This window comes from Marinobacter sp. B-21, assembly GCF_056857895.1.
Genome location: NZ_JBSXNZ010000070.1, coordinates 182,816 through 203,462 on the forward strand (window position 1 = coordinate 182,816; position 20,647 = coordinate 203,462).

The following is a 20,647-nucleotide window of genomic DNA, read 5'->3' on the forward strand; positions in this document are numbered from 1 at the left end:
AAAGGTGTAGTCAGGCCTGGCCTGCCGCGGCCATACACCTGTCTAGCACCTCTCCTATACCCAACCCCGTAGAATCAATGACTTGCGCATCATCTGCGGGCTTGAGAGGGGCTGCGGAACGGTTCATATCCCGTTCATCACGAACCCGTATCTCCTCTAAAAGGGCGACAATATTAACATCGACACCCGCGTCCTTCAACTGGCTGTAACGCCTTCTGGCTCTCTCCTCGGCGCTTGCCGTCAGGAAAATCTTGACCGGCGCATCCGGGAACACCACGGTTCCCATATCCCGGCCATCGGCCACCAGGCCCGGAGCCTGCCGGAAGTCCCGCTGGCGCTGCAACAGCGCGTCCCGGACCGGCTGCATCACGGCCACTTTCGACGCGTTATCCCCGGCGGACTCCGTACGTATATCTGCCGTCACGTCCTGCCCTGCCAGAATAACCCGGACCGGCTCACCCTCGGGCGTGGGTTCGAACGCCACATCCAGCCCGGCAGCCACTTTGACCAGCCCTTCCTCGTCGTCCAGAGCGACACCCTGCCGGACGGCGGCCAGAGCCGTCAGCCGGTACAAGGCCCCGCTATCCAGCAAATGCCAACCCAGCTTCCTGGCCAGCATTTGGGTAACGGTGCCCTTGCCGGATCCTCCGGGGCCATCCACCGTGATCACCGGCGCTCTGTTATCCGCCATTATTCAGCCCCCTCGGCTGAAATATTGATTCCCGTACTCTTTGCGAGCTCCACAAATCCCGGGAAAGACGTTGCCACATTGGCGCAGTCGGTCACGGTAATATCGCCTTTGGCCCGCAGCGATGCCACTGCGAAAGACATGGCAATACGGTGGTCGCCCTGGCTGTTGACGGTGCCGCCGCCAATGGTCTGGCCACCATCAATGATGATGCCGTCCGGCGTAACGGTGGTTTCCACACCCAGGGCGGCAAGGCCGTCTGCCATCACCTGGATCCGGTCACTTTCCTTGACCCGCAGCTCCTCGGCGCCTCGCAGAACCGTTCGGCCGGTGGCGCAGGTTGCCGCGATGAACAGCACCGGGAATTCGTCAATCGCCAGTGGCACCTGGTCTTCGGGAATATCAATACCCTGAAGTTCCGCCGAACGCACGCGCAGATCGGCTACAGGCTCACCACCGATTTCGCGCTCATCCAGAACCTCAATACTGGCGCCCATCCGGCGTAGAATGTTGATCACCCCCACCCGGGTCGGGTTCATACCTACATGGCGAAGGATCAGGTCGGAACCGGGCGCAATGCTCGCAGCCACCAGAAAAAAGGCCGAGGAAGAAATGTCGGCAGGTACGTCAATGTTTGTGGCCGTCAGCTTGCCACCACCACTGACACTGGCCGTCGCGCCGTTACGGTGTACGTGGTAGCCGAAGCCCGCCAGCATGCGCTCGGTATGATCCCGCGTGGGTGCCGGCTCGGTAACCGATGTGCTGCCTTCAGCGTAGAGCCCGGCCAGCAAGAGGCAGGACTTCACCTGGGCGCTGGCTACCGGCATTTCATAATGGATACCGGACAGCTTCTGGCCACCGCGTATCTTCAGCGGCGGGCGACCACCTTCGGCCGTGTCAATCACTGCCCCCATGGCTCGCAACGGGTCTGCAACCCGGCCCATGGGGCGGCCGGAGAGACTGGCGTCGCCGGTCAGCTCAGAGTCAAACGGCTGGGCTGCCAGCAGGCCTGCAAACAGGCGCATCGCGGTTCCGGAATTACCAAGATACAACGGGCCACGGGGCGCCTGCAGCCCATGCATGCCAACACCGTGAATCCGGACGAAGCCATCTTCCGGGCCTTCGATCGTGACACCCATATCCCGGAACGCCTGAAGCGTCGCCAGGCTGTCCTCACCCTCCAGGAATCCCTTAACCTCGGTGACGCCGTTGGCAAGCGCACCCATCATGATGGAACGGTGCGACATGGATTTGTCACCGGGTACCCGGATATCACCGGAAATAGCGCCACCGGGCTGAAGACGGAACCTTACCTGCTTTTCACTGTTTTTTGTCACGTAAGCCTGTCCTGAGAGCATCTTTGAAAAATGTTCACGCGCCGCTTTGGCGCGACTGAAAACCCTTAACAGGGTCGCACTGTCCTGGTTAGCAATGGCCGTGCGCAGCTGTTCCAGGTCGTGAGTAAAATGGTCGATTACCCGAAGAACCGCCTCGCGATTCGAGAGAAAGATATCGTGCCACATCACCGGATCACTGGCAGCAATCCGGGTAAAGTCCCTGAATCCACCGGCCGCATAACGGAAAATGTCCATGTTCTCGTCTTCACCCGCCAGGGTGTCGACCAGAGAAAAGGCAATCAGATGGGGCAAATGGCTGGTGGCCGCCAGCACTTCGTCGTGATAGGCCACAGACATGGTCAGCACTGTCGCGCCACAGCCTTCCCAGAGTCCTTTCAGACGTGCCAGATGCGGCTCACTGACATTGTCCGGAGGCGTAAGAATCACCTTGTGGTTGGCGAACAGCTCCGGACTGGCCGCCCGGATGCCGCTCTTTTCAGAGCCCGCGATCGGGTGGCCGGGAATCACCAGCGGCGAAAGGCCACCAAACACGGCCTCAACATCGGCGACAAAGCTGGACTTGGTACTACCCACATCCGTTAGCACTGCTCCGGGCTCCAGGCAGGAGCGAACTTCTTCCAGAACCGCGCGGGTTGCCCTTACCGGCACCGCAAGCACCACCAGATCGGCACCCTTGACGGCATCAGCCACGGTAGGCGCGGCCTCATCTATAACACCAAGCTCTTTGCCGAGTTGCAGCTCCTCGCCGCGCTGGTCTGCACCAACCACCCTGCCAGCCAGGCCATTACGCCGGATAGCACTGGCCAGGGAGCCGCCAATCAGCCCCAGACCAATCACTGCAACCCGCTTAAAAAGAGGTTCGGAAAGCGCCATGTCAGTCGCTCAGCCCCGAGGATGTCAGTGCCTGCGCCAGCGCGTCGATAAACCGCTCGTTCTCTTCCGGAAGCCCAACCGAGACACGGAGATGGCGCGGCATGCCATAACCTGCAATCGGGCGGACAATCACACCGTGGGCCAGAAGAGTCTGGTATACCCCCATGGCCTGCTCACCCACTTCCACCGCAATAAAGTTGCCGGCAGAGGGAATGTAACTGAGCCCCATGCGATCGAATGCCTGCTCAAGCTGGCGCAGGCCGGCACTGTTCACCTCCCGGGAGCGCTGAAGGTAGTCTTCATCATCCAGCACCGCCGTGGCCGCAGAGAGCGCAACCGTGTCGACGTTAAAGGGCTGACGCACGCGGTTGAGGGTGTCGGCAATGGCTGCGGAGCTGACGCTGTAGCCCACCCGCAAACCGGCAAGCCCCCAGGCTTTGGAGAAGGTCCGGCACACGAGCAGGTTCGGGAACCGGGAAAGCAGTTCCACACCGTCAGGATAGTCGTTACCGGTGAGGTATTCGCAGTAGGCCTCATCCAGCACCACGAGGACCTCGGCCGGAATCTTCTTCAGGAAGGCCTCAATGGCATCGGCCTTGTGCACCGTACCCGTGGGATTGTTCGGGTTGGCGACAAAAACCAGCCTGGTACGGTCGGTGACCGCCGCCGCCATCGCCTCCAGATCATGCCCCCATTCCCGGGCAGGCACGGACACGCCCTTTGCGCCAATGGCCCGGGTCACCAGAGGATAAATGGCGAACGCATACTGGGAGAAAATGACTTCCGAATCGGCATCGGCAAAACAGCGGGTGATGACTTCCAGAACGTCATTGGAGCCATTGCCGAGGGTGATCCGGTCCAGCCCGACACCCAGGCGCCTTGACAGCGCCTGCTTGAGATTGAAGCCGTTGCCGTCCGGATACAGGCACAGTTCAGACAATGCCTGGCGGGCGGCAGAAAGCGCCTTTTCGCTAGGCCCAAGCGGATTTTCATTGCTGGCAAGCTTGATAATTTCAGCGGGATTCAGCCCCAGCTCCCGCGCCAGTTCCTCAATCGGTTTTCCTGGCTGGTAGGGCGACAACGCCTGCACGCCCCGGACCGCCAGACTCTGGTAATCAATGGCCATAAAACGTCCTCGACACTCCGTACTCAAAAAAACTGCCGGTTCGGGTACTCAAAGAACGCCAATCGGGTAGGAACCCAACCGCTTGAGCTCAACGGCTTCGTCCTCCACTTCTGCGAGAACCTTGCGCACCTGATCGCCCTCCATATGCCCTTCAAAATCGATGTAGAACACATAGGCCCAGGTACCACTGGGCGACGGCCGGGTTTCGATACGGGTCAGGCTGAGGCCATGGCGATGAAACGGCTCAAGCAGCTGGTACAGTGCACCCGGCTTGTTTCGCATGGAAACCAGAATGGAGGTCTTATCGTGACCGCTGGCAGGGACTTCTTCCCGGCCGATGATCAGGAAACGTGTGGTATTGTCCGGACGGTCTTCAATGCTGTTGGCCAGTTTTTCCAGGCCATAGAGCTCAGCCGCCATGTCGCCGGCAATCGCCGCCGATCCGGGCTCCGCGCCCGCACGTCGCGCCGCTTCGGCGTTGCTGGAAACTGTCACCCGCTCAATACCATAGCGATGGGTGTCCAGCCACTGGCGACACTGGGCAAACGACTGCTGATGGGAATAGATCCGGGTAATTTCCTGATCCTTGTGCTTCGGAGACACCAGCAGGTGGTGGTGAATCCGCAGTTGCACTTCACCACAGATTTTCAGGGGCGAGGACATGAACATATCGAGGGTATGATTGATCATGCCCTCGGTGGAGTTCTCCACCGGCACCACACCGTAATGGGCAGCGCCGGATTCAACCTCCCGGAATACCGCATCAATCGCGGGCAGCGGCACGCTGATCACCGAGTGACCAAAATGCTTGAGCGCTGCTGCCTGGGTGAAGGTACCCACCGGCCCCAGGAAGGCAATGTGCATGGGCTTTTCCAGCGCCAGGCAGGCCGACATGATTTCCCGGAACAGACGGGCCATTTCCTCACAGGACAATGGCCCCGGGTTCTGCTCCTTGATTCGGCGCAGCACCTGGGCTTCCCGCTCCGGGCGATAGAAAAATACGTCCTGCCCCGGATTGGCTGTGGTCTTGACGTGGGCGACTTCCTGGGCACAGGTTGCCCGGGCGCTGATCAGCTCCATGAGCTTCTGATCAATCTGATCAATCTCGTCCCTCAGCTCTGCGAGCCGGACCTGCTCATCACTCATGGTCAGCCACGCTCCTTCGCAAATTCAGTCATATATTCGATCAGCGCATCAACACCAGCCTCGGGCATCGCGTTGTAAATACTCGCCCGCATACCACCCACCGAGCGGTGGCCGGCCAGGTTCAGCAGGCCACGGGCATTGGCTCCTTTCAGGAATTCACCGTTCAAGGCGTCGTCTGCCAGGGTAAACGGCACGTTCATCCAGGACCGGAAACGCGGTTCAATGGGGTTGGCGTAGAAATCATTGGTGTCGATGAACCCATAGAGCTTTCTGGCCTTGCGCAGGTTCACTTCACCCATGGCCGTTACACCACCCTGCTCTTTCAGCCACTGGAACACCAGGCCCGCCAGATACCAGGAATAGGTCGCGGGGGTGTTGTACATGGACCCGTTATCGGCAATCACCTGATAGTTCATCATGGTGGGGGTCTCCCTGCGGGCCTTACCCAGCAGATCCTTGCGGATAATGACCACCACCAGGCCCGAGGGGCCGATGTTTTTCTGGGCGCCGGCGTAGATCACGCCAAACCTGGAAACGTCCACCGGCCGGGAAAGCATGGATGAGGACATATCCGCCACCAGCGGGACCGACGGGCTCTCCGGAACAAAGTCGAACTCCAGACCGCCAATGGTCTCGTTCGGCGTGTAGTGCAGGTACGCTGCATCTGCACTGGTCTGCCAGGAGGACTGGTCAGGAATCGTGGCAAAACCGCTGTCTTCCGAGCTGGCCACCACGTTCACAGTGCCATAGCGGCTCGCCTCGGCAATGGCTTTCTTGGACCAGATGCCCGTATTCACATAGTCAGCAGAGTTTTTTTCACCCAGCAGGTTCAGGGGAATGGTGGAAAACTGGCTGGACGCCCCACCCTGCATAAAGAGAACGGCGTAATCGTCCGACACGCCGGCCAGTTCACGCAGATCTTTTTCTGCAGTTTCGGCAATCTGGACAAACTCGTCGCTGCGATGGCTCATTTCCATCACCGACATGCCGGTACCGCGCCAGTCGAGCATTTCATCCCGCGCCTGACGAAGCACGCTTTCCGGCAAGGTTGCCGGGCCTGCACAAAAATTATACGCCCTGCTCATGTTGCTGTGATCTCTCAAGTCTTGCTGAATCTGTCTATGGCAGGGCCGGCTTATTCTTCGCCGGCACCTTCACCTTCTTCCGTGCTGCTGTCTGTCGCTGCGTCTTCGCCTTCACCGTCAAGTGCTTCGTCATCGGTTTCAGCAATGCGCTCTACGCCTACCAGGCGCTCATCTTCCTGACCAAGCTTGATCAGACGCACACCCTGAGTGTTCCGGCTCAGAACGGACACTTCGTCGGTACGAGTCCGCACCAGTGTACCCTTATCCGAAATCAGCATCATTTCATCACCATCAAACAGCTGCAGGGCTGTTACCAGGTTGCCGTTCCGCTCAGAGCACTGCATGGCAATAACGCCCTGGCTGCCCCGGCCATAGGTCGGGAATTCGTCGATGGCGGTACGCTTGCCGTAACCGTTCTCACTGGCGGTCAGAATCACACCGCCTTCCTGCGGAATAATCAGGGACACCACGTGGTGACCTTCCGGCATCCTGATACCGCGAACACCGCGGGCTGTCCGGCTCATCGGACGCACCGCCCCCTCGGCAAAGCGAACGGCCTTGCCGGCAGTGGAGAACAGCATGACTTCGGCGTCGCCCTCGGTAATGGCAGCGCCAATCAGGGTATCGCCTTCATCAAGGGACAGGGCAATCAGGCCGCTGCTGCGCGGACGTGAGAAGTTCGGCAGCGGGGTTTTCTTGACCACACCGTTAGAGGTGGCCATCAGCACAAACTGGTCTTCCGGATAGTCACGTACTGGCAGGAAGGTGGTGATACGCTCACCCTCTTCCAGTGGCAGGATGTTGACCATCGGACGACCGCGGGAAGCCCGGCTGGCCCGCGGAATCTCGAACACCCGCAACCAGTAGACCTTGCCGCGGTTCGAGAAGCACAGAATGGTGTCGTGGGAATTGGCGACGAGCAACTTCTCAACGAAGTCTTCGTCCTTCATGGAGGTTGCGGCCTTGCCCCGGCCACCACGGCGCTGTGCCTGGTAATCTTCCACGGCCTGGGTCTTGGCGTAACCGCTGTGGGAAATGGTGACCACGAGATCTTCTTCGTCAATCAGGTCTGCAATCGTCAGATCACGCTGGGAGCTGGTGATCTCGGTACGGCGCTCATCACCGAATTCGGAAACAACCGCTTCCAGTTCTTCACGGATAACCTGCATCAGGCGGTCCGGGTCGCCCAGAATTTCCAGCAGGCCGGCAATCTTTTCAAGGATGTCCTTGTATTCGTTCTGCAGCTTCTCGGTTTCAAGGCCGGTCAGGCGGTGCAGACGCATATCCAGGATCGCCTGGGTCTGCTCCGGAGACAGGTAGTACAGGCCGCTACGCAGGCCATAGATTTCCGGCAGGTCGTCCGGGCGACAGGCGTCTTCGCCGGCACGCTCCAGCATGGCCAGGACATCGCCCGGGGCCCAGCCCTTGGCCATCAGCTTTTCTTTGGCTTCCACCGAACTGGGCGAGGCCTTGATCAGTTCGATCATCTCATCGATGTTGGCCAGCGCAACCGTGAGGCCTTCGAGGATATGGCCACGTTCGCGGGCCTTGCGCAGCTCATAGATAGTCCGGCGGGTAACCACCTCACGGCGGTGGCGCACGAACGCATCGAGCATCTGCTTGAGGTTCAGCGTTTTAGGCTCGCCATTGATCAGCGCCACCATGTTGATACCAAACACCGTCTGCAACTGGGTGTGGGCGAACAGGTTATTGACCACCACATCCGGATTTTCGCCCCGGCGCAGTTCGATCACAACCCGGATACCTTCCTTGTTGGATTCATCCCGCAGTTCGGTAATACCCTCGAGGCGCTTCTCTTTCACCAGCTCGGCGATCTTTTCGATCAGGCGAGCCTTGTTCAGCTGATACGGCAGCTCGGTGATAATGACAGCGTCGCGATTGGTTTTGTTATCGTGCTCGATTTCATGACGGGCACGGACATAGATGCGGCCACGGCCGGTGCGATAGGCCTCGACAATGCCCGCACGGCCATTGATGATGCCCTCGGTCGGGAAGTCAGGGCCGGGAATGAAGCCCATCAGCTCATCAATAGTAAGATCCGGATTGTCAATCAACGCCAGGCAGCCGTTGACCACTTCCGTCAGGTTGTGGGGCGGAATATTGGTGGCCATTCCCACGGCAATACCGGAGGAACCATTCACCAGCAGGTTCGGAACCCGGGTAGGCAGAACCTCGGGGATCCGCTCGGTGCCGTCATAGTTATCAACGAAATCGACGGTTTCCTTGTCCAGATCCGCCAGCAGGGAGTGGGCGATCTTCTCCATGCGAATCTCGGTGTAACGCATGGCTGCGGCGTTATCACCATCAATGGAACCGAAGTTGCCCTGGCCGTCTACCAGCGGGTAGCGCAGCGAGAACGGCTGGGCCATACGTACGATGGTGTCGTAAACCGCAGAGTCACCGTGAGGGTGATATTTACCGATAACGTCACCCACCACACGGGCGGACTTCTTGTAGGCTTTGTTCCAGTCGTTGTTCAGTTCGGACATGGCGAACAGAACACGGCGGTGAACCGGCTTGAGGCCATCCCTCACATCCGGAAGCGCCCGCCCGACGATAACGCTCATGGCGTAATCGAGGTAGGACTGTTTTAACTCGTCTTCAATATTGACCGGCAGGATCTCTTTGGCTAACTCACCCATCGAGAAAGGTTCCTTTGCGTTATCTGGAAGTCGTATCGGAGCCGTGTCCGGGCCCCATAGTTATGCTTCAACAAGCCGCCAAGTCTATCACAGTCGCACCCTTTCCGGGGCAACTGTGAGGCAGCCCTAATCAAACACCACAGTCTTGTTTTCGAAGGTAATCACCCGGTCTTCGATGTGCGAACGCAGACCGCGGGCCAGCACGTTCTTTTCCACGTCCTTGCCCAGGCGAACCATATCCTCAATGGAGTCACTGTGGGTGATGCGGATGACGTCCTGCTCGATGATCGGGCCCTCGTCGAGGTCCTGGGTCACGTAGTGGCAGGTCGCGCCAATCAGCTTTACTCCCCGGCTGTAGGCCTGGTGGTAGGGGCGGGCACCGGCAAAAGACGGCAGGAAGCTGTGGTGGATGTTAATCACCTTGCCAGCGTATTTTTCACACAGTTCGCCCGGAAGGATCTGCATGTACCGGGCCAGCACCACCACATCCACTTCGTATTTGTGGAAGAGGTCATTGATGTGGGCGAAGGCATCTGCTTTGTTTTCCTTGCTGACTGGCACGTGGTGGTAAGGAATCTCGTGCCATTCCACCATTCTGCGAAGGTCATCGTGGTTGGAAATCACCGCCACGATCTCGGCATTGATCTCCTTGCTGTGCCACCGGTACAGCAGATCTGCCACACAGTGGGATTCCTTGCTGCACATCAGGATGACTTTCTTCGGCTGGGCCGAATCGGCAATGTGCCAGTGCATATTGAATTCACGGGCAATGGGCTCGAACGCGGCACGGAACTGATCCAGGCCAAACGGAATCGAGCTGGCCTTGATTTCGTGCCGCATGAAAAACCAGCCGGTATGGGTGTCCGAGTGGTGACTCGCCTCGGTAATCCAGCCATTGTATGTCGACAGAAAATTACTCACCTTGGCGACAATTCCCACCCGATCGGGGCAGGAAATCACAAGACGATAGGTATGCTCCATGAAAGCCTTTCCTTAACTGAAACCCGGGAAAGCAGGTGCGTCGGGGAATCACCACCGGCATTAACGGCAGGTTAACGATACGCACCTATGAAAATGACCGGCTATCATAGCCTATCTGAACGCCAGAAACGAGGAATGGAGATATGGGCAGAGACCTCTACCAACACACAACCAAAAACCTCGCCAGAGCACGCTCAGGCCGCCTTTCGATTGCAACGACCCTCGCCTTTCTTGTGGTTATCGGGCCGGCGTTCGGGCAGGCCATTCTCGAGGGAGAACGGTTTCACCCCGCCACCGCGAAACAGGGCATGGTAGCAACCAGCCACACCCTGGCCACCGAAGTGGCCCTGGACGTACTCAGGGACGGAGGCAACGCAGTTGATGCCGCGGTCACGGCCGGATTTGCCCTGGCAGTAACCCAGCCCCGCTCCGGCAACATTGGCGGCGGCGGTTTCATGCTGATATCCAGAGGCGATGGCTCAGAGCCGGAAGCCATTGATTACCGCGAGAAAGCGCCCGCCGCCGCTACAGAGACGATGTTTCAGGACAAATCCGGCAATGTGGTCCGCGATCGCAGCCGCTTCACCCATCTGGCCGCAGGTGTCCCCGGAACCGTGGCCGGCCTTGCGCTGGCGCTGGAGCGCCACGGCACTATCTCCCTGGAACGGGCACTGGCTCCGGCCATCAGACTGGCCCGGGAAGGATTTATTGTCCCCCACCGCTTTACCGAAGGCCTGGAACAGGCCCGTGAAAGGCTCGAACGCTGGCCCGCCACTCTTGCCACCTTTTATAGGCCGGATGGCAGCGCCTGGCAGCCTGGCGAGCGGTTTCACCAGCCGGAACTGGCGGACACCCTGCAGCGGATTGCGGATCACGGCGTAAAAGGCTTTTACGCGGGCGAAACCGCCAGGCTGATCGCCGACGAAATGGCCCGGCACGGCGGCCCGATCACCCTTGAGGATCTGAAAGACTATCGCCCGGAGGTCCGCACTCCAGTTCACGGTACCTATCGCGGGTACGATATCTTTTCCATGTCGCCGCCCTCCTCCGGCGGCACTCACATTGTCCAGATCCTCAACATTCTGGAAGGCTTTCCGATGGCCGACTTCGGCCATAATTCGGCCGATGCGATTCATCACATGGCCGAAGCCATGAAGCTGGCCTACGCCGATCGCTCGAAATACCTCGGCGATACCGACTACGTAGACGTACCCCTGGAAGGCCTTACCAGCAAGGGCTATGCAGAAGAACTCCGAAAAACCATTAATTCAGAAAAAGCCCGCCCTGCCAGCGACATCAATCCCGGCCAGCCGGCCGCCTGGGAAAGCCCCGAAACCACCCACTTCTCGGTGGTGGACAAATGGGGCAACGCGGTCTCTAACACCTACACCATCAATTTCAGTTATGGCTCCGGTATCACGGTCGAAGGTGCCGGTTTTCTGCTCAACAATGAAATGGATGATTTCAGCGCCAGGCCGGGCGTGCCTAACGCTTACGGGTTGATCGGCGGTGAAGCCAACAAGGTTGAGCCCGGCAAACGCATGCTGAGCTCCATGTCGCCCACCATCGTCAGGAAGGACGGCAAAAATGTGCTGGTAACGGGCAGCCCGGGGGGCTCGCGGATTATTACCACCACCTTGCAGGTGATCCTGAATGTGATTGATCATGGCATGAACATCCAGACGGCGGTAAGCGTGCCGCGAATGCACCATCAGTGGCTGCCGGATGAGATTCGCATTGAGCAGGGCATCAGCCCGGACACAATTCGCCTGCTGGAAGATCGGGACCACACCGTTGTCCGTGGTTCGGCAATGGGCGCCATCCAGAGTATTATGATTGATGAAGACGGTACTCTGTACGGTGGCGCAGATCCAAGGCGAAGCACATCATCAGCCATGGGCTACTGATGACCGTAATTGACCAGGGTCACTGACCTGACCGGAGGCATTATGTATCTTTCTGTACAACTAAGCTGTTATCCCCTGAAAGAAGAGTATAAACAGCCTATACGGGACCTCATCGCCCGGCTCGAGCAAACCGGGCTGGAAGTTTATCCCGGGCGCATGAGCACGGAAATTTTCGGCGGCTATGATGAGGTTATGAAGGTTCTCTCGGATACCATGAAATGGTCATTCGAGACTTACGGCAAATCCGTCTTCGTGGCAAAGATCATGGAGGGCGACCGGAGACCGAAATGACAGCACCGAACGGGCCAGGCAATCCGCAAAAGCCGGAGAACAATCCGCAACCGGCGATACCCAACCAGTACTCGTTCCTGTGGCTCAGTGCCGCCATTTTCCTGATGGTGCTCTGGCTGCAGGACGGTGGGCAGCCACGGCTTCAGGAACTGGCCTATTCCGACTTCAAAACCGCGGTGGTGAACGATCAGGTTTCAGAAGTCACACTCAAGGAAGAGGCTATTACCGGCCTGTTCACCGACAGTGGCGCGGCGTCATTCAGTTCTGACAACCCGTCCAAGGCAAGCACGCCGGGGTTTCACACCATACGCCCGCCCATGGAAGATCCCTCGCTGCTGAGCCTGCTGGAGGAACGCCAGGTGACCATCAGGGCGATGCCCTCGGGCCTGCCCTGGTGGCAGGAGCTGATTCGTGGATTCCTGCCCTGGATACTGCTGCTGGCGCTGATGTTCTGGTTCTGGGGCGCAGCTCAGAAGCGTATGGCCCAGGGGGGCGGCCCCTTTGATTTCAGCCGCTCGAAGGCCCGGAGAGCCCGCAAGGAAACCTCTACAGCCACACTCGATGATGTGGCCGGCATCGAGTCTGCCAAGCGGGAAATCGCGGAGATTATCGACTTCCTGAAATCCCCCGAAAAATATCGGGCCCTGGGCGCCATTATGCCCAAGGGTGTTCTGCTGGTTGGCCCGCCTGGCACCGGCAAGACCCTGCTGGCCAGGGCCATCGCCGGCGAAGCAGAAGTGCCCTTTTACAGCATCAGCGCCTCGGAATTTATTGAAATGTTCGTGGGTGTGGGCGCGGCCCGGGTGCGGGATATGTTCCAGGAAGCCCGGAAGGAAGCGCCAGCTCTGATCTTCATCGACGAGCTGGACGCCATCGGCCGCTCCCGGGGCGCCGGCCTGGGCGGTGGCCACGATGAGCGGGAACAGACCCTGAACCAGATCCTGACCGAAATGGACGGCTTCGAGGCCCACGAAAATGTTCTGGTACTGGCCGCCACCAACCGGCCCGATGTTCTGGACAGCGCTCTGCTTCGCCCGGGCCGGTTTGACCGCAAGGTCACCCTGGACCGGCCCCACAAGGACGCACGCACCGCGATCCTGCAGGTTCACGTTCGCAAGGTGCCGCTGGCCAGTGATGTCGACCTGGAGCAGCTGGCCGCCCGGACCATCGGTTTCTCCGGCGCAGATCTGAAGAACCTGGTAAACGAGGCCGCGCTCACTGCAGCCCGGGAAAACCTCCATGAAGTGAACGCCCACTGCTTTGAGGTCGCCCGGGACCGAATTATCCTTGGCGAGGAGCGGGATGCCCGGCTGTCTCCCGAAGAGCGAAAAGCGGTGGCCTATCACGAATGTGGCCACGCCATCATGGCCTATTACATGCCCAACGCCGACCCGCTCACCAAGCTCACTATCATTCCTCACGGCATGGCCATGGGTGTCACTGAACAGACCCCGAGGGAAGACCACTACACCTATACGGAAAGCTATCTGAAGGATCGAATCAAGGTAATGCTCGGAGGTCGCTGTGCGGAAAAACTGGTTTATGGCGAAGTAAGCACCGGAGCCCAGAACGACCTGAAGGAAGCCACGACACTGATTCGCCGCATGATTGGCCAGTGGGGGATGAGCGAGAAGATCGGCCCCCTCGGCCTGAGCATCGGAGAAGAGCATGTATTCCTCGGCCGGGAAATGGGGCTGCCAAGAGAGTTCAGTGAAAAAATGGCAGAAATGATCGATGGGGAAATCCAGTCACAACTCCTGGCACTGGAGAAAGCGACCCTGGACTTTCTGACTGAGCACCGAAACCAGCTCGAAGCGCTCGCCAAAGCGGTACTGAAAAACGAAACCCTGTCTGCTGAGGATGTCGAGGAAATCCTCCGCAAGGAAGATGCCCGCAAAATTGCCTGACCGGCCGGGTCAGACCTGGCCCAAGAGGTCATGACTGAACAGCGCCATGCAGAAACCCACCACGGCTCCCAGTGGTGGGCCCCAGTGGTGCTCGAGCCTGGATTGCGGAGCGATATCCTGAAAAATCAGGTAGAGAATACCGCCCGAAGCCACCAACATGATCGCGCCCAACGCAATGGGGCGCTCAGACAGGAAGAAATATCCGAGCAAGCCGGCCAGCGGCCCCGTAATCACGAGGCAGCCCATGAATCCCAGAGTTTTCCGGGAAGTATAACCCGGCAGACTGGATATCTCCCGATAGGCGTTGAACCCTTCGGGCAGATTCTGCATCGCAATCAGTACCGCCATGAGCACTGCGGTTTCAGGACTCACCACCGCAAGCCCGCCCAGCGCGGTCGCTTCCGGAATGAAATCCAGCATCACACCCATCAGCTGCGGGGAGTCCCGGCGCTGCAGGCCCAGAATACGTTCAATAACAAAGAACAGAAGCCCGCCGGCGATAATGGCAGGGATTGCCCAAATAGAGTCCCCCATACTGGATTGGCCTTCCGGGATCAGAACCACCGAAACCGCCCCAAGCAAGATGCCACCACCCAGAGCAATCAGGAAATGGCGGAACTCCTCTTCCAGCCAATTGGGGCCGATCCGCTCAAAACTGGCAAGCAAACCGCCCAGTGGAATGCAGGCACCGGCAAGAATGGTTAGACCAACAATGTAGAGAATATCCGGGAACATCAGAGAATCTGACCTTTCGAAAAACGAGGGGCTTTCATGGAGTGACCGTTACCGGAAGATTCAGGGCCTCCAGCAGCTGCTCCGCGCCGGGTTCCCGAAGCAAGGTACATTCCCGGCTGAGCACCAGCTGGGCCGCCTTCTCCTGACGCAAAACCTGGGCAACGGTAACAGGATCGGTCGCTGGAAGCGACCGTACACGAAGGTCTGACTCCCGAATACCGAGGTCCTGCCTGATGGCCTGAAAGGCTTCCGGTGGCATCTCCGAATCCGAACCCAGTAACAGCGTCACAGGCTGATGGGAATGCCTGACAGCCTCTGCCGTCGCCCTGATAGCGCGGCGATTTGCATCCTCGTGGTCATTGAGAAAGACCACAACCCTACCCTGTGGCAAAACCCGTCTTTCACACCAGAGCAATACCCTGCCCGGCGACCTGCGAAGAAGGCCCCTCGCAGTGGAGCCCAGCCGCGCCCCCGGTGCCGAGGACCAGCCAACTCGACCAAGAACCAGAAGATCCTGGGGCCCCGCCAGCGCGAGCACCTCTTCAACAACACTACCACGGGCAATGCTCAGAGTATGCCGGCCACCGTAGTGGGCCACGGCGCCAGCAAGAGCACGACGAGCCCGGCTAGCCAACCTCTGCATGCGCTGCTCAAGCTCGGTCGGATCAAAGGGCCGGCTGACGCCGGACTCCGAGCCGACCTCTCTGGCAAAACCATAGCCCGCACTGCGCAGCAGGTTCAGTTCCTCAACGAACACACCCAGCACATCGGCACCTGTATTCGCAGCAATTTCTGCCGCTGCCTCCAGTGCGGCGCAACTCATTCTGGAGCCATCCAGCAGCACCAGCACACGTCCGGCTGCCGTGCCGGGGTTAGCCTGATCTGCAGGTGCGTCAGTCACTGTCCTTGCCCCCACTGCTGTTCGCGTCTGCGTTGTCATCCCGCTTCTTACTGGCTTCAGCGAACCTCGCCAGCCGCTCGGCAACCCGCCGGTTGAAGCTGTTCTCGGGAAAATCCCCGCTACTGTCGGGTTCCCCGGCCTCCAGGCCGGTTAAAAGCTCAATGGCCTGATTGATGTCAGAGACTGGATAAATCCGGAACCGGTCCTCGGCAATCGCCTGGCGCACGTCCGCTCTGAGCATCAGATGCTCCACATTACTCGCCGGCAGCAAGACCCCTTGCCCCCCTATGTCACCAGCCTCCCGGCAGACCTCAAAAAAGCCCTCTATTTTTTCATTGACACCACCCACCGCCTGAACCTCACCATGCTGATTCATGGATCCGGTCACGGCAAAGGACTGCTTCAGCGGAACCCGGGAAATTGCGGAAAGCAGCACACAGGTTTCCGCCACCGAGGCGGAATCCCCCTCTACGCCGCCGTAAGACTGCTCAAAAGCCAGGCTTGCCGACAGGGACAAATCACCCTCGCCCGCATAACGGCTCGCCAGAAACCGGGAAAGAATCATCACAGCCTTGCTGTGAATCGGACCACCCAGCTTGGCCTCTCTCTCTATATCCACAACCTGACCTTTCCCCGGCCGGGCCGTTGCCGTAATCCTCGCCGGCTGCCCGAACATGGAAGCGCCAAGCCTGAGCACCGACAAACCGTTGACCCGGGCCACTTCCTCACCTTCCGTGGCTATCATCACAATGCCCCGGCTGATCTGCTCCCGGCTTCGCTCCCGAACCCGGCTGGCACGGTATTCCCGCTCATCGATGGCCTGCTGGATGTGGCTGGCTTCAACGGTATCGGCACCGGACTGGCCAGCCCAGTGGTCTGACTCACTCAGAATGTCCCGAAGCACCCGATCGTGGGCGGTCAGCTTGCGCTGATCCGCCGCCAGCCGGCTGGCATGCTCAATCAGCCTCGCCACTGCGTCACGTTCCAGAGCCCGTATTTCGAGTGCTCTGGCCATGGTGGCGATCATCCGGGAATACAGCTCGTAGCAGTCGTCGTTCCGGTCCAGATCATCCTCGAAATCCGCTTCCACCTTGAACAGGTCCAGAAAATCGGGGTCATAATGGGAGAGCAGGTAATACAGCATCCGATCCCCCAGCAGCACCACCTTGACCGAAACCGGAATCGGTTCCGGTTGCAGGCTGACGGTGCTGACAAGCCCATAAAGCCGCTCCAGCGACTCGATCCGGATTTCACCAGAGAGAAGGATTCGCTTAAGACTCTCCCATGCCATTGGCTGGGCCAGCACACGACGGGCGTCGATGATCAGATAACCACCGTTGGCCCGGTGCATGGAACCGCCGCGAATAAGGGTGAAATCGGTGTAGAGATTACCCTGGCGGGCCCGGTGCTCAATCTGTCCGGCCAAGTGCTGGTGATTGGGCAAGTCCTCATAAATGACCGGTGCCCCTAAAGTATCCGCATTGTCCACCAGGAGGTTGACCCTGTAGCGCGCCAGCAAACCGGCCGGGGGACCGTTATCGCTGTCCTGAAAGGCTTCTGCGTGCTCAACCACGTCTTCCCGCACTGCATCCAGGTAGTCAACAACGTCCGGGAGATGCGACCATCGCTCCCGCAGCTCGCCAATGGGGCCACCCAGGGTCAGTTGCACCATTTCCTCATTCAGGGCGTGCACCCGCTCCCGAACTTCCTTCCGCAACCTGGGAATCTGCTGGATGGTTTGCTGGAGTTTCTTTTGTAGCTCCTCAACCTTGGATTCGATCAGCTGCTTCTCTTCATCAGAGAAGGTTTTGTATTCTTCAGGGTCAATCACTTCGCCCTTTCGCATGGGCGCAAAGGTAAAGCCAGCCGGTGTGGTGATCATCGCAATGTTATTGCGGTTTGCCTCCTCCTGGATTTCAAACAGGCCCTGGTGCTGGCGTTTTGCCATTTCTTCCTGCAGTTCCTGCAGCCGTGCCTGGTATTCCTCACTCTCAAAGGCCGCAGGGATGGCCGTGCGCAATTCCTCCGCCAGGTCATCCATGCCTTTCTTGAACTGCTGCCCCTCCCCGGCCGGTAACTGGATGGCCTTCGGACGGTCTGAAAACCGAAAGTTAAAAACATGGCACCAGTCGGGGGGTACCGGCTGTCTCGCCGCATGTTGCGCCAGGAAGCGCTCCGCCAGTTCGTGCTTGCCGGCCCCAGAAGGGCCCAGGACAAACAGATTGAAGCCACTGGCCTGCATACTTGCCCCGAACTCCAGCGCCCTCAGAACCCGATCCTGCCCGCAGGGCTGCTCCAGATCTTCAAGATCGTCCGTGGTGATGAAATCCAGCTTTTCCGTTGGGCAACCGTGGTAAACCTGTTCTTCGGATAACGGGGCGGGTAATGGCATTACATCCTCCTGATGGATTCGACGGTATAGCGAAGTGCCTTGATAGCACCGGACCAGCCCTCTGGCGCCAGCCCTGCTTTCTGCTTCAGGTGGCGAAGAAATTCCTGCGGCTCCGGCAGGCTCTCCCATACCGACGGCAAAAAGGTGGCACGATGATCGCCCTTTACAAGCACCAAGCCATCCGTACCTGGACGCAACTGGGAGAGCAGATCATCCTCGGACTCAGAATACAGAGGTGCGGGCACACTCAAGACCGACACCTGATAGTCCAACAGATCCAGCTCCTGCGCTGCAACCGGGGGAAAGCGGAAGTCCCGAAAAGCCGCAGCAAAGGCATTTTCCGCACAGTCCTGAATAAGGGGGCGCCAGGCCTCCAGAGAACCGACGCAGCCTCTCAAACGGCCAGAGATTGTCAGTGTGACAAAACAGGCTCCGGGCTTTGCCAGCTTTTCGGGATATTCCTCCGGCTCCACCGGCAACGGCTGCCCGCGGTCGAGACCTCGGTAGACAGAGGCTGAAGCCGCCTGTAACAGAGCCTGGCGTTCCTGTTCATTGAGCATGTCAGGCCAGCGCTTCGGTTACAGCATAGGCTCCATAGCCTACGACACGATCCCTCGGCCCAGCCGTGTCACCAGAATTACGCAGATCCAGGGTGGTGACTTTCAGGCCTCTTTTCTGTGCCAGATACAACAGGCCGTTAACCGGGTTTCGCCCGCAGGCATCGTCGTATCCGATATGGCGGTAGTCCAGATTCTCGATGTTTCTGGTGGTATTACTGTCCAGCTCCCGGGCAACCGGGTAGCTGTGGTAGTGGCTCAAATCGGAACTGATGACTATCAGGGTTTCGCCGCCGCCCCAGAGTGTTTCCAGCACTTCGGCCACTTCCTCGGGAGACGTTTCTCCGACAACAAGCGGGACCAGGGTAAAGCGGTCAAAAACCGACTGCAGGAACGGCAAATGCACCTCCAGACTGTGTTCAAGCCGATGAGGCGAATCCAGATACCCGACCTGGGGCAAGGATTGCAGCATCGCCAAGGTGCTTTGCTCCACTTCCACATTGCCCAGCGGTGTCTCGAAGAAATCCGACGTCGGAGCTGCAATGCCTCTCAAAGGCACACGATGAGAGGGCCCCAGAAGTACAATCCGGTGTATGCGGTCATGAAGTTGCGCAAGTTGCGCGTACGCGGTGGCGGCAACCGGGCCGGAGAACTGGTATCCGGCATGGGGAACAATAATGGCTTTGGGAGCCGGTCCTTTCACAGGCACCTGTTTCAGGAAACCGTCCACCATGGTTCTGAGCTGGGCAGGATCGTCCGGATAGAACATACCCGCGACAGCGGCTTTTCGTATGTTGGCAGACATAGCTGGTCACCTGCTTAACAGAGCGATCCGGAACGAGCACGCCCTGGCTATGGAAGAAATTGACACACCTTCGTGAGGAAACTATAGATTATTTGAGGCAATTCGGAAGCGAAATCGCGAGGGATCTCACTGTGGGCGATGTACCCGTTCTTCAGGGCCGCGAGGTTGGGTTCTGGCATTGGCTTGATGACGGCCGCATCCAGTGCGACCTTTGCCCGAGGTTTTGCAAACTGCACGAAGGGCAGCGAGGTCTTTGCTTCGTTCGTGGGCGCCTCAACGATACATTGGTGCTCACTACCTACGGGCGCTCCAGTGGTTACTGCATCGACCCGATCGAAAAGAAACCTCTCAACCATTTTCTGCCCGGCACCCCGACCCTTTCGTTTGGCACAGCAGGCTGCAATCTGGCCTGCAAGTTCTGCCAGAACTGGGACATGACCAAATCCCGGGAAACCGATGAACTGGCAGACCAGGCCAGCCCCGAAGACATTGCCCGGGCCGCTCAGGCGCTGGGTTGCAAAAGCGTTGCGTACACCTACAACGACCCGGTGGTTTTCCACGAGTACGCCATTGATGTGGCCAAAGCCTGCCACGAAGTCGGAGTACGCTCGGTTGCGGTAACCGCAGGATATGTAACCGAAGAACCCCGCCGGGAATTCTACCGTTGCATAGATGCCGCCAACGTCGATCTAAAGGCCTTCTCCGAACGCTTCTACCACAAGGTTACCGGCGGGCACCTGCAACCGGTTCTGGAAACACTCGAATATATAAAACTCGAAACCAGCGTATGGCTGGAACTGACTACCCTGCTCATCCCGGGCGAAAACGATTCGGAGCAGGAGCTGAATGAGATGACTCAATGGGTGGTGGAGAAACTTGGGCCAGACGTACCCATGCATTTCACTGCATTCCACCCGGACTGGAAAATGATGGATACTCCACCAACCCCGCCCGAGACCCTGACCCGGGCCCGCCAGATTGCCATGGCTAATGGCGTTCGCTACGCCTATACCGGCAATGTGCATGATAAGTCCGGCGGTAGTACCTATTGCCACAACTGCGGAGAACGACTCATAGGCCGTGACTGGTATGTACTGAGTACCTGGAACCTGACCGGTGACGGCCACTGCAAATCCTGCGGTACCGCCTGTGCCGGTGTATTTGAAGGTCCGCCAGGGCATTGGGGGGCAAGGAGGCAGCCGGTGCGGCTTAGTGATCACCGGGTGTAACTC

The 20,647-nt window shown here is 58.8% G+C and carries 16 protein-coding genes; 4 read left to right on the forward strand and 12 right to left on the reverse strand.

Features of this window, described 5'->3' with window-relative positions:
• Positions 1-10 precede the first annotated feature (10 nt).
• The 7 genes from cmk to purU form a co-directional block, all read right to left on the reverse strand.
• A complete protein-coding gene (gene cmk / locus AC13C0_RS10045) occupies positions 11-691 on the reverse strand; it encodes a (d)CMP kinase (protein WP_482954329.1) in 681 nt (226 codons plus the stop codon).
• On the reverse strand, positions 691-2,919 hold the full coding sequence (locus AC13C0_RS10050; RefSeq protein ID WP_482954330.1) for a bifunctional prephenate dehydrogenase/3-phosphoshikimate 1-carboxyvinyltransferase: 2,229 nt from the start codon (positions 2,917-2,919) through the stop codon (positions 691-693). The genes cmk and AC13C0_RS10050 overlap by 1 nt, the downstream gene beginning before the upstream one ends.
• Before the next feature lies 1 nt (position 2,920).
• A complete protein-coding gene (hisC, locus tag AC13C0_RS10055; protein ID WP_341581761.1) occupies positions 2,921-4,045 on the reverse strand; it encodes a histidinol-phosphate transaminase in 1,125 nt (374 codons plus the stop codon).
• A gap of 48 nt (positions 4,046-4,093) precedes the next feature.
• The gene (gene pheA / locus AC13C0_RS10060; protein ID WP_117616837.1) at positions 4,094-5,191 is read right to left on the reverse strand and encodes a prephenate dehydratase; all 1,098 of its coding nucleotides are present in this window, start codon (positions 5,189-5,191) and stop codon (positions 4,094-4,096) included.
• 2 nt (positions 5,192-5,193) lie between these two features.
• Entirely contained in the window at positions 5,194-6,276 is a 1,083-nt protein-coding gene (serC, locus tag AC13C0_RS10065) for a 3-phosphoserine/phosphohydroxythreonine transaminase (RefSeq protein ID WP_482954331.1), read from the reverse strand.
• A gap of 50 nt (positions 6,277-6,326) precedes the next feature.
• On the reverse strand, positions 6,327-8,939 hold the full coding sequence (gene gyrA / locus AC13C0_RS10070; protein ID WP_117616835.1) for a DNA gyrase subunit A: 2,613 nt from the start codon (positions 8,937-8,939) through the stop codon (positions 6,327-6,329).
• 126 nt (positions 8,940-9,065) lie between these two features.
• Positions 9,066-9,920, reverse strand: coding sequence for a formyltetrahydrofolate deformylase (gene purU, locus AC13C0_RS10075; RefSeq protein ID WP_117616834.1), 855 nt, complete (start codon positions 9,918-9,920; stop codon positions 9,066-9,068).
• Between the two features lie 143 nt (positions 9,921-10,063).
• On the opposite strand from purU, the gene ggt reads away from it, so the two are divergent.
• From ggt to ftsH, 3 genes are read left to right on the forward strand one after another with little or no spacing between them, the layout of a single operon-like run.
• On the forward strand, positions 10,064-11,827 hold the full coding sequence (gene ggt / locus AC13C0_RS10080; RefSeq protein ID WP_482954332.1) for a gamma-glutamyltransferase: 1,764 nt from the start codon (positions 10,064-10,066) through the stop codon (positions 11,825-11,827).
• A gap of 42 nt (positions 11,828-11,869) precedes the next feature.
• On the forward strand, positions 11,870-12,118 hold the full coding sequence (locus AC13C0_RS10085) for a thiamine-binding protein (protein WP_117616832.1): 249 nt from the start codon (positions 11,870-11,872) through the stop codon (positions 12,116-12,118).
• Positions 12,115-14,025 (forward strand): ATP-dependent zinc metalloprotease FtsH, encoded by a 1,911-nt coding sequence (gene ftsH / locus AC13C0_RS10090; protein WP_117616831.1) that lies wholly within the window; start codon positions 12,115-12,117, stop codon positions 14,023-14,025. The genes AC13C0_RS10085 and ftsH overlap by 4 nt, the downstream gene beginning before the upstream one ends.
• Before the next feature lie 9 nt (positions 14,026-14,034).
• Here the strand turns inward: ftsH and AC13C0_RS10095 are convergent, their stop codons facing one another.
• Genes AC13C0_RS10095 through amrB form a run of 5 tightly spaced genes read right to left on the reverse strand, consistent with a single transcriptional unit; the run spans position 14,035 to position 19,415 of the window.
• Positions 14,035-14,760 carry a ZIP family metal transporter gene (locus tag AC13C0_RS10095; RefSeq protein WP_117616830.1) on the reverse strand — a complete coding sequence of 242 codons (726 nt, stop codon included), beginning with the start codon at positions 14,758-14,760 and terminating at the stop codon, positions 14,035-14,037.
• Between the two features lie 34 nt (positions 14,761-14,794).
• Positions 14,795-15,661 carry a universal stress protein gene (locus tag AC13C0_RS10100; protein WP_117616829.1) on the reverse strand — a complete coding sequence of 289 codons (867 nt, stop codon included), beginning with the start codon at positions 15,659-15,661 and terminating at the stop codon, positions 14,795-14,797.
• Positions 15,654-18,053, reverse strand: coding sequence for a Lon protease family protein (locus AC13C0_RS10105; protein WP_341581747.1), 2,400 nt, complete (start codon positions 18,051-18,053; stop codon positions 15,654-15,656). The genes AC13C0_RS10100 and AC13C0_RS10105 overlap by 8 nt, the downstream gene beginning before the upstream one ends.
• A complete protein-coding gene (gene amrA, locus AC13C0_RS10110; RefSeq protein WP_341581745.1) occupies positions 18,053-18,613 on the reverse strand; it encodes an AmmeMemoRadiSam system protein A in 561 nt (186 codons plus the stop codon). The genes AC13C0_RS10105 and amrA overlap by 1 nt, the downstream gene beginning before the upstream one ends.
• 1 nt (position 18,614) lies before the next feature.
• Positions 18,615-19,415 carry an AmmeMemoRadiSam system protein B gene (gene amrB / locus AC13C0_RS10115; protein ID WP_117616826.1) on the reverse strand — a complete coding sequence of 267 codons (801 nt, stop codon included), beginning with the start codon at positions 19,413-19,415 and terminating at the stop codon, positions 18,615-18,617.
• 131 nt (positions 19,416-19,546) lie between these two features.
• Between amrB and amrS the strand changes: the two genes are divergently transcribed.
• Entirely contained in the window at positions 19,547-20,644 is a 1,098-nt protein-coding gene (gene amrS / locus AC13C0_RS10120; RefSeq protein WP_117616825.1) for an AmmeMemoRadiSam system radical SAM enzyme, read from the forward strand.
• The last annotated feature ends 3 nt before the right edge of the window (positions 20,645-20,647 follow it).

Excerpts from the sequence above, each read along its gene's own strand:
- serC (WP_482954331.1), bottom strand. The coding sequence starts at position 6,276 with ATGAGCAGGGCGTATAATTTTTGTGCAGGCCCGGCAACCTTGCCGGAA.
- AC13C0_RS10105 (WP_341581747.1), bottom strand. The coding sequence starts at position 18,053 with ATGCCATTACCCGCCCCGTTATCCGAAGAACAGGTTTACCACGGTTGC.
- purU (WP_117616834.1), bottom strand. The coding sequence starts at position 9,920 with ATGGAGCATACCTATCGTCTTGTGATTTCCTGCCCCGATCGGGTGGGA.
- hisC (WP_341581761.1), bottom strand. The coding sequence starts at position 4,045 with ATGGCCATTGATTACCAGAGTCTGGCGGTCCGGGGCGTGCAGGCGTTG.
- ggt (WP_482954332.1), top strand. The coding sequence starts at position 10,064 with ATGGGCAGAGACCTCTACCAACACACAACCAAAAACCTCGCCAGAGCA.
- ftsH (WP_117616831.1), top strand. The coding sequence starts at position 12,115 with ATGACAGCACCGAACGGGCCAGGCAATCCGCAAAAGCCGGAGAACAAT.
- amrB (WP_117616826.1), bottom strand. The coding sequence starts at position 19,415 with ATGTCTGCCAACATACGAAAAGCCGCTGTCGCGGGTATGTTCTATCCG.
- cmk (WP_482954329.1), bottom strand. The coding sequence starts at position 691 with ATGGCGGATAACAGAGCGCCGGTGATCACGGTGGATGGCCCCGGAGGA.
- AC13C0_RS10095 (WP_117616830.1), bottom strand. The coding sequence starts at position 14,760 with ATGTTCCCGGATATTCTCTACATTGTTGGTCTAACCATTCTTGCCGGT.
- pheA (WP_117616837.1), bottom strand. The coding sequence starts at position 5,191 with ATGAGTGATGAGCAGGTCCGGCTCGCAGAGCTGAGGGACGAGATTGAT.
- gyrA (WP_117616835.1), bottom strand. The coding sequence starts at position 8,939 with ATGGGTGAGTTAGCCAAAGAGATCCTGCCGGTCAATATTGAAGACGAG.
- amrA (WP_341581745.1), bottom strand. The coding sequence starts at position 18,613 with ATGCTCAATGAACAGGAACGCCAGGCTCTGTTACAGGCGGCTTCAGCC.
- AC13C0_RS10085 (WP_117616832.1), top strand. The coding sequence starts at position 11,870 with ATGTATCTTTCTGTACAACTAAGCTGTTATCCCCTGAAAGAAGAGTAT.
- AC13C0_RS10050 (WP_482954330.1), bottom strand. The coding sequence starts at position 2,919 with ATGGCGCTTTCCGAACCTCTTTTTAAGCGGGTTGCAGTGATTGGTCTG.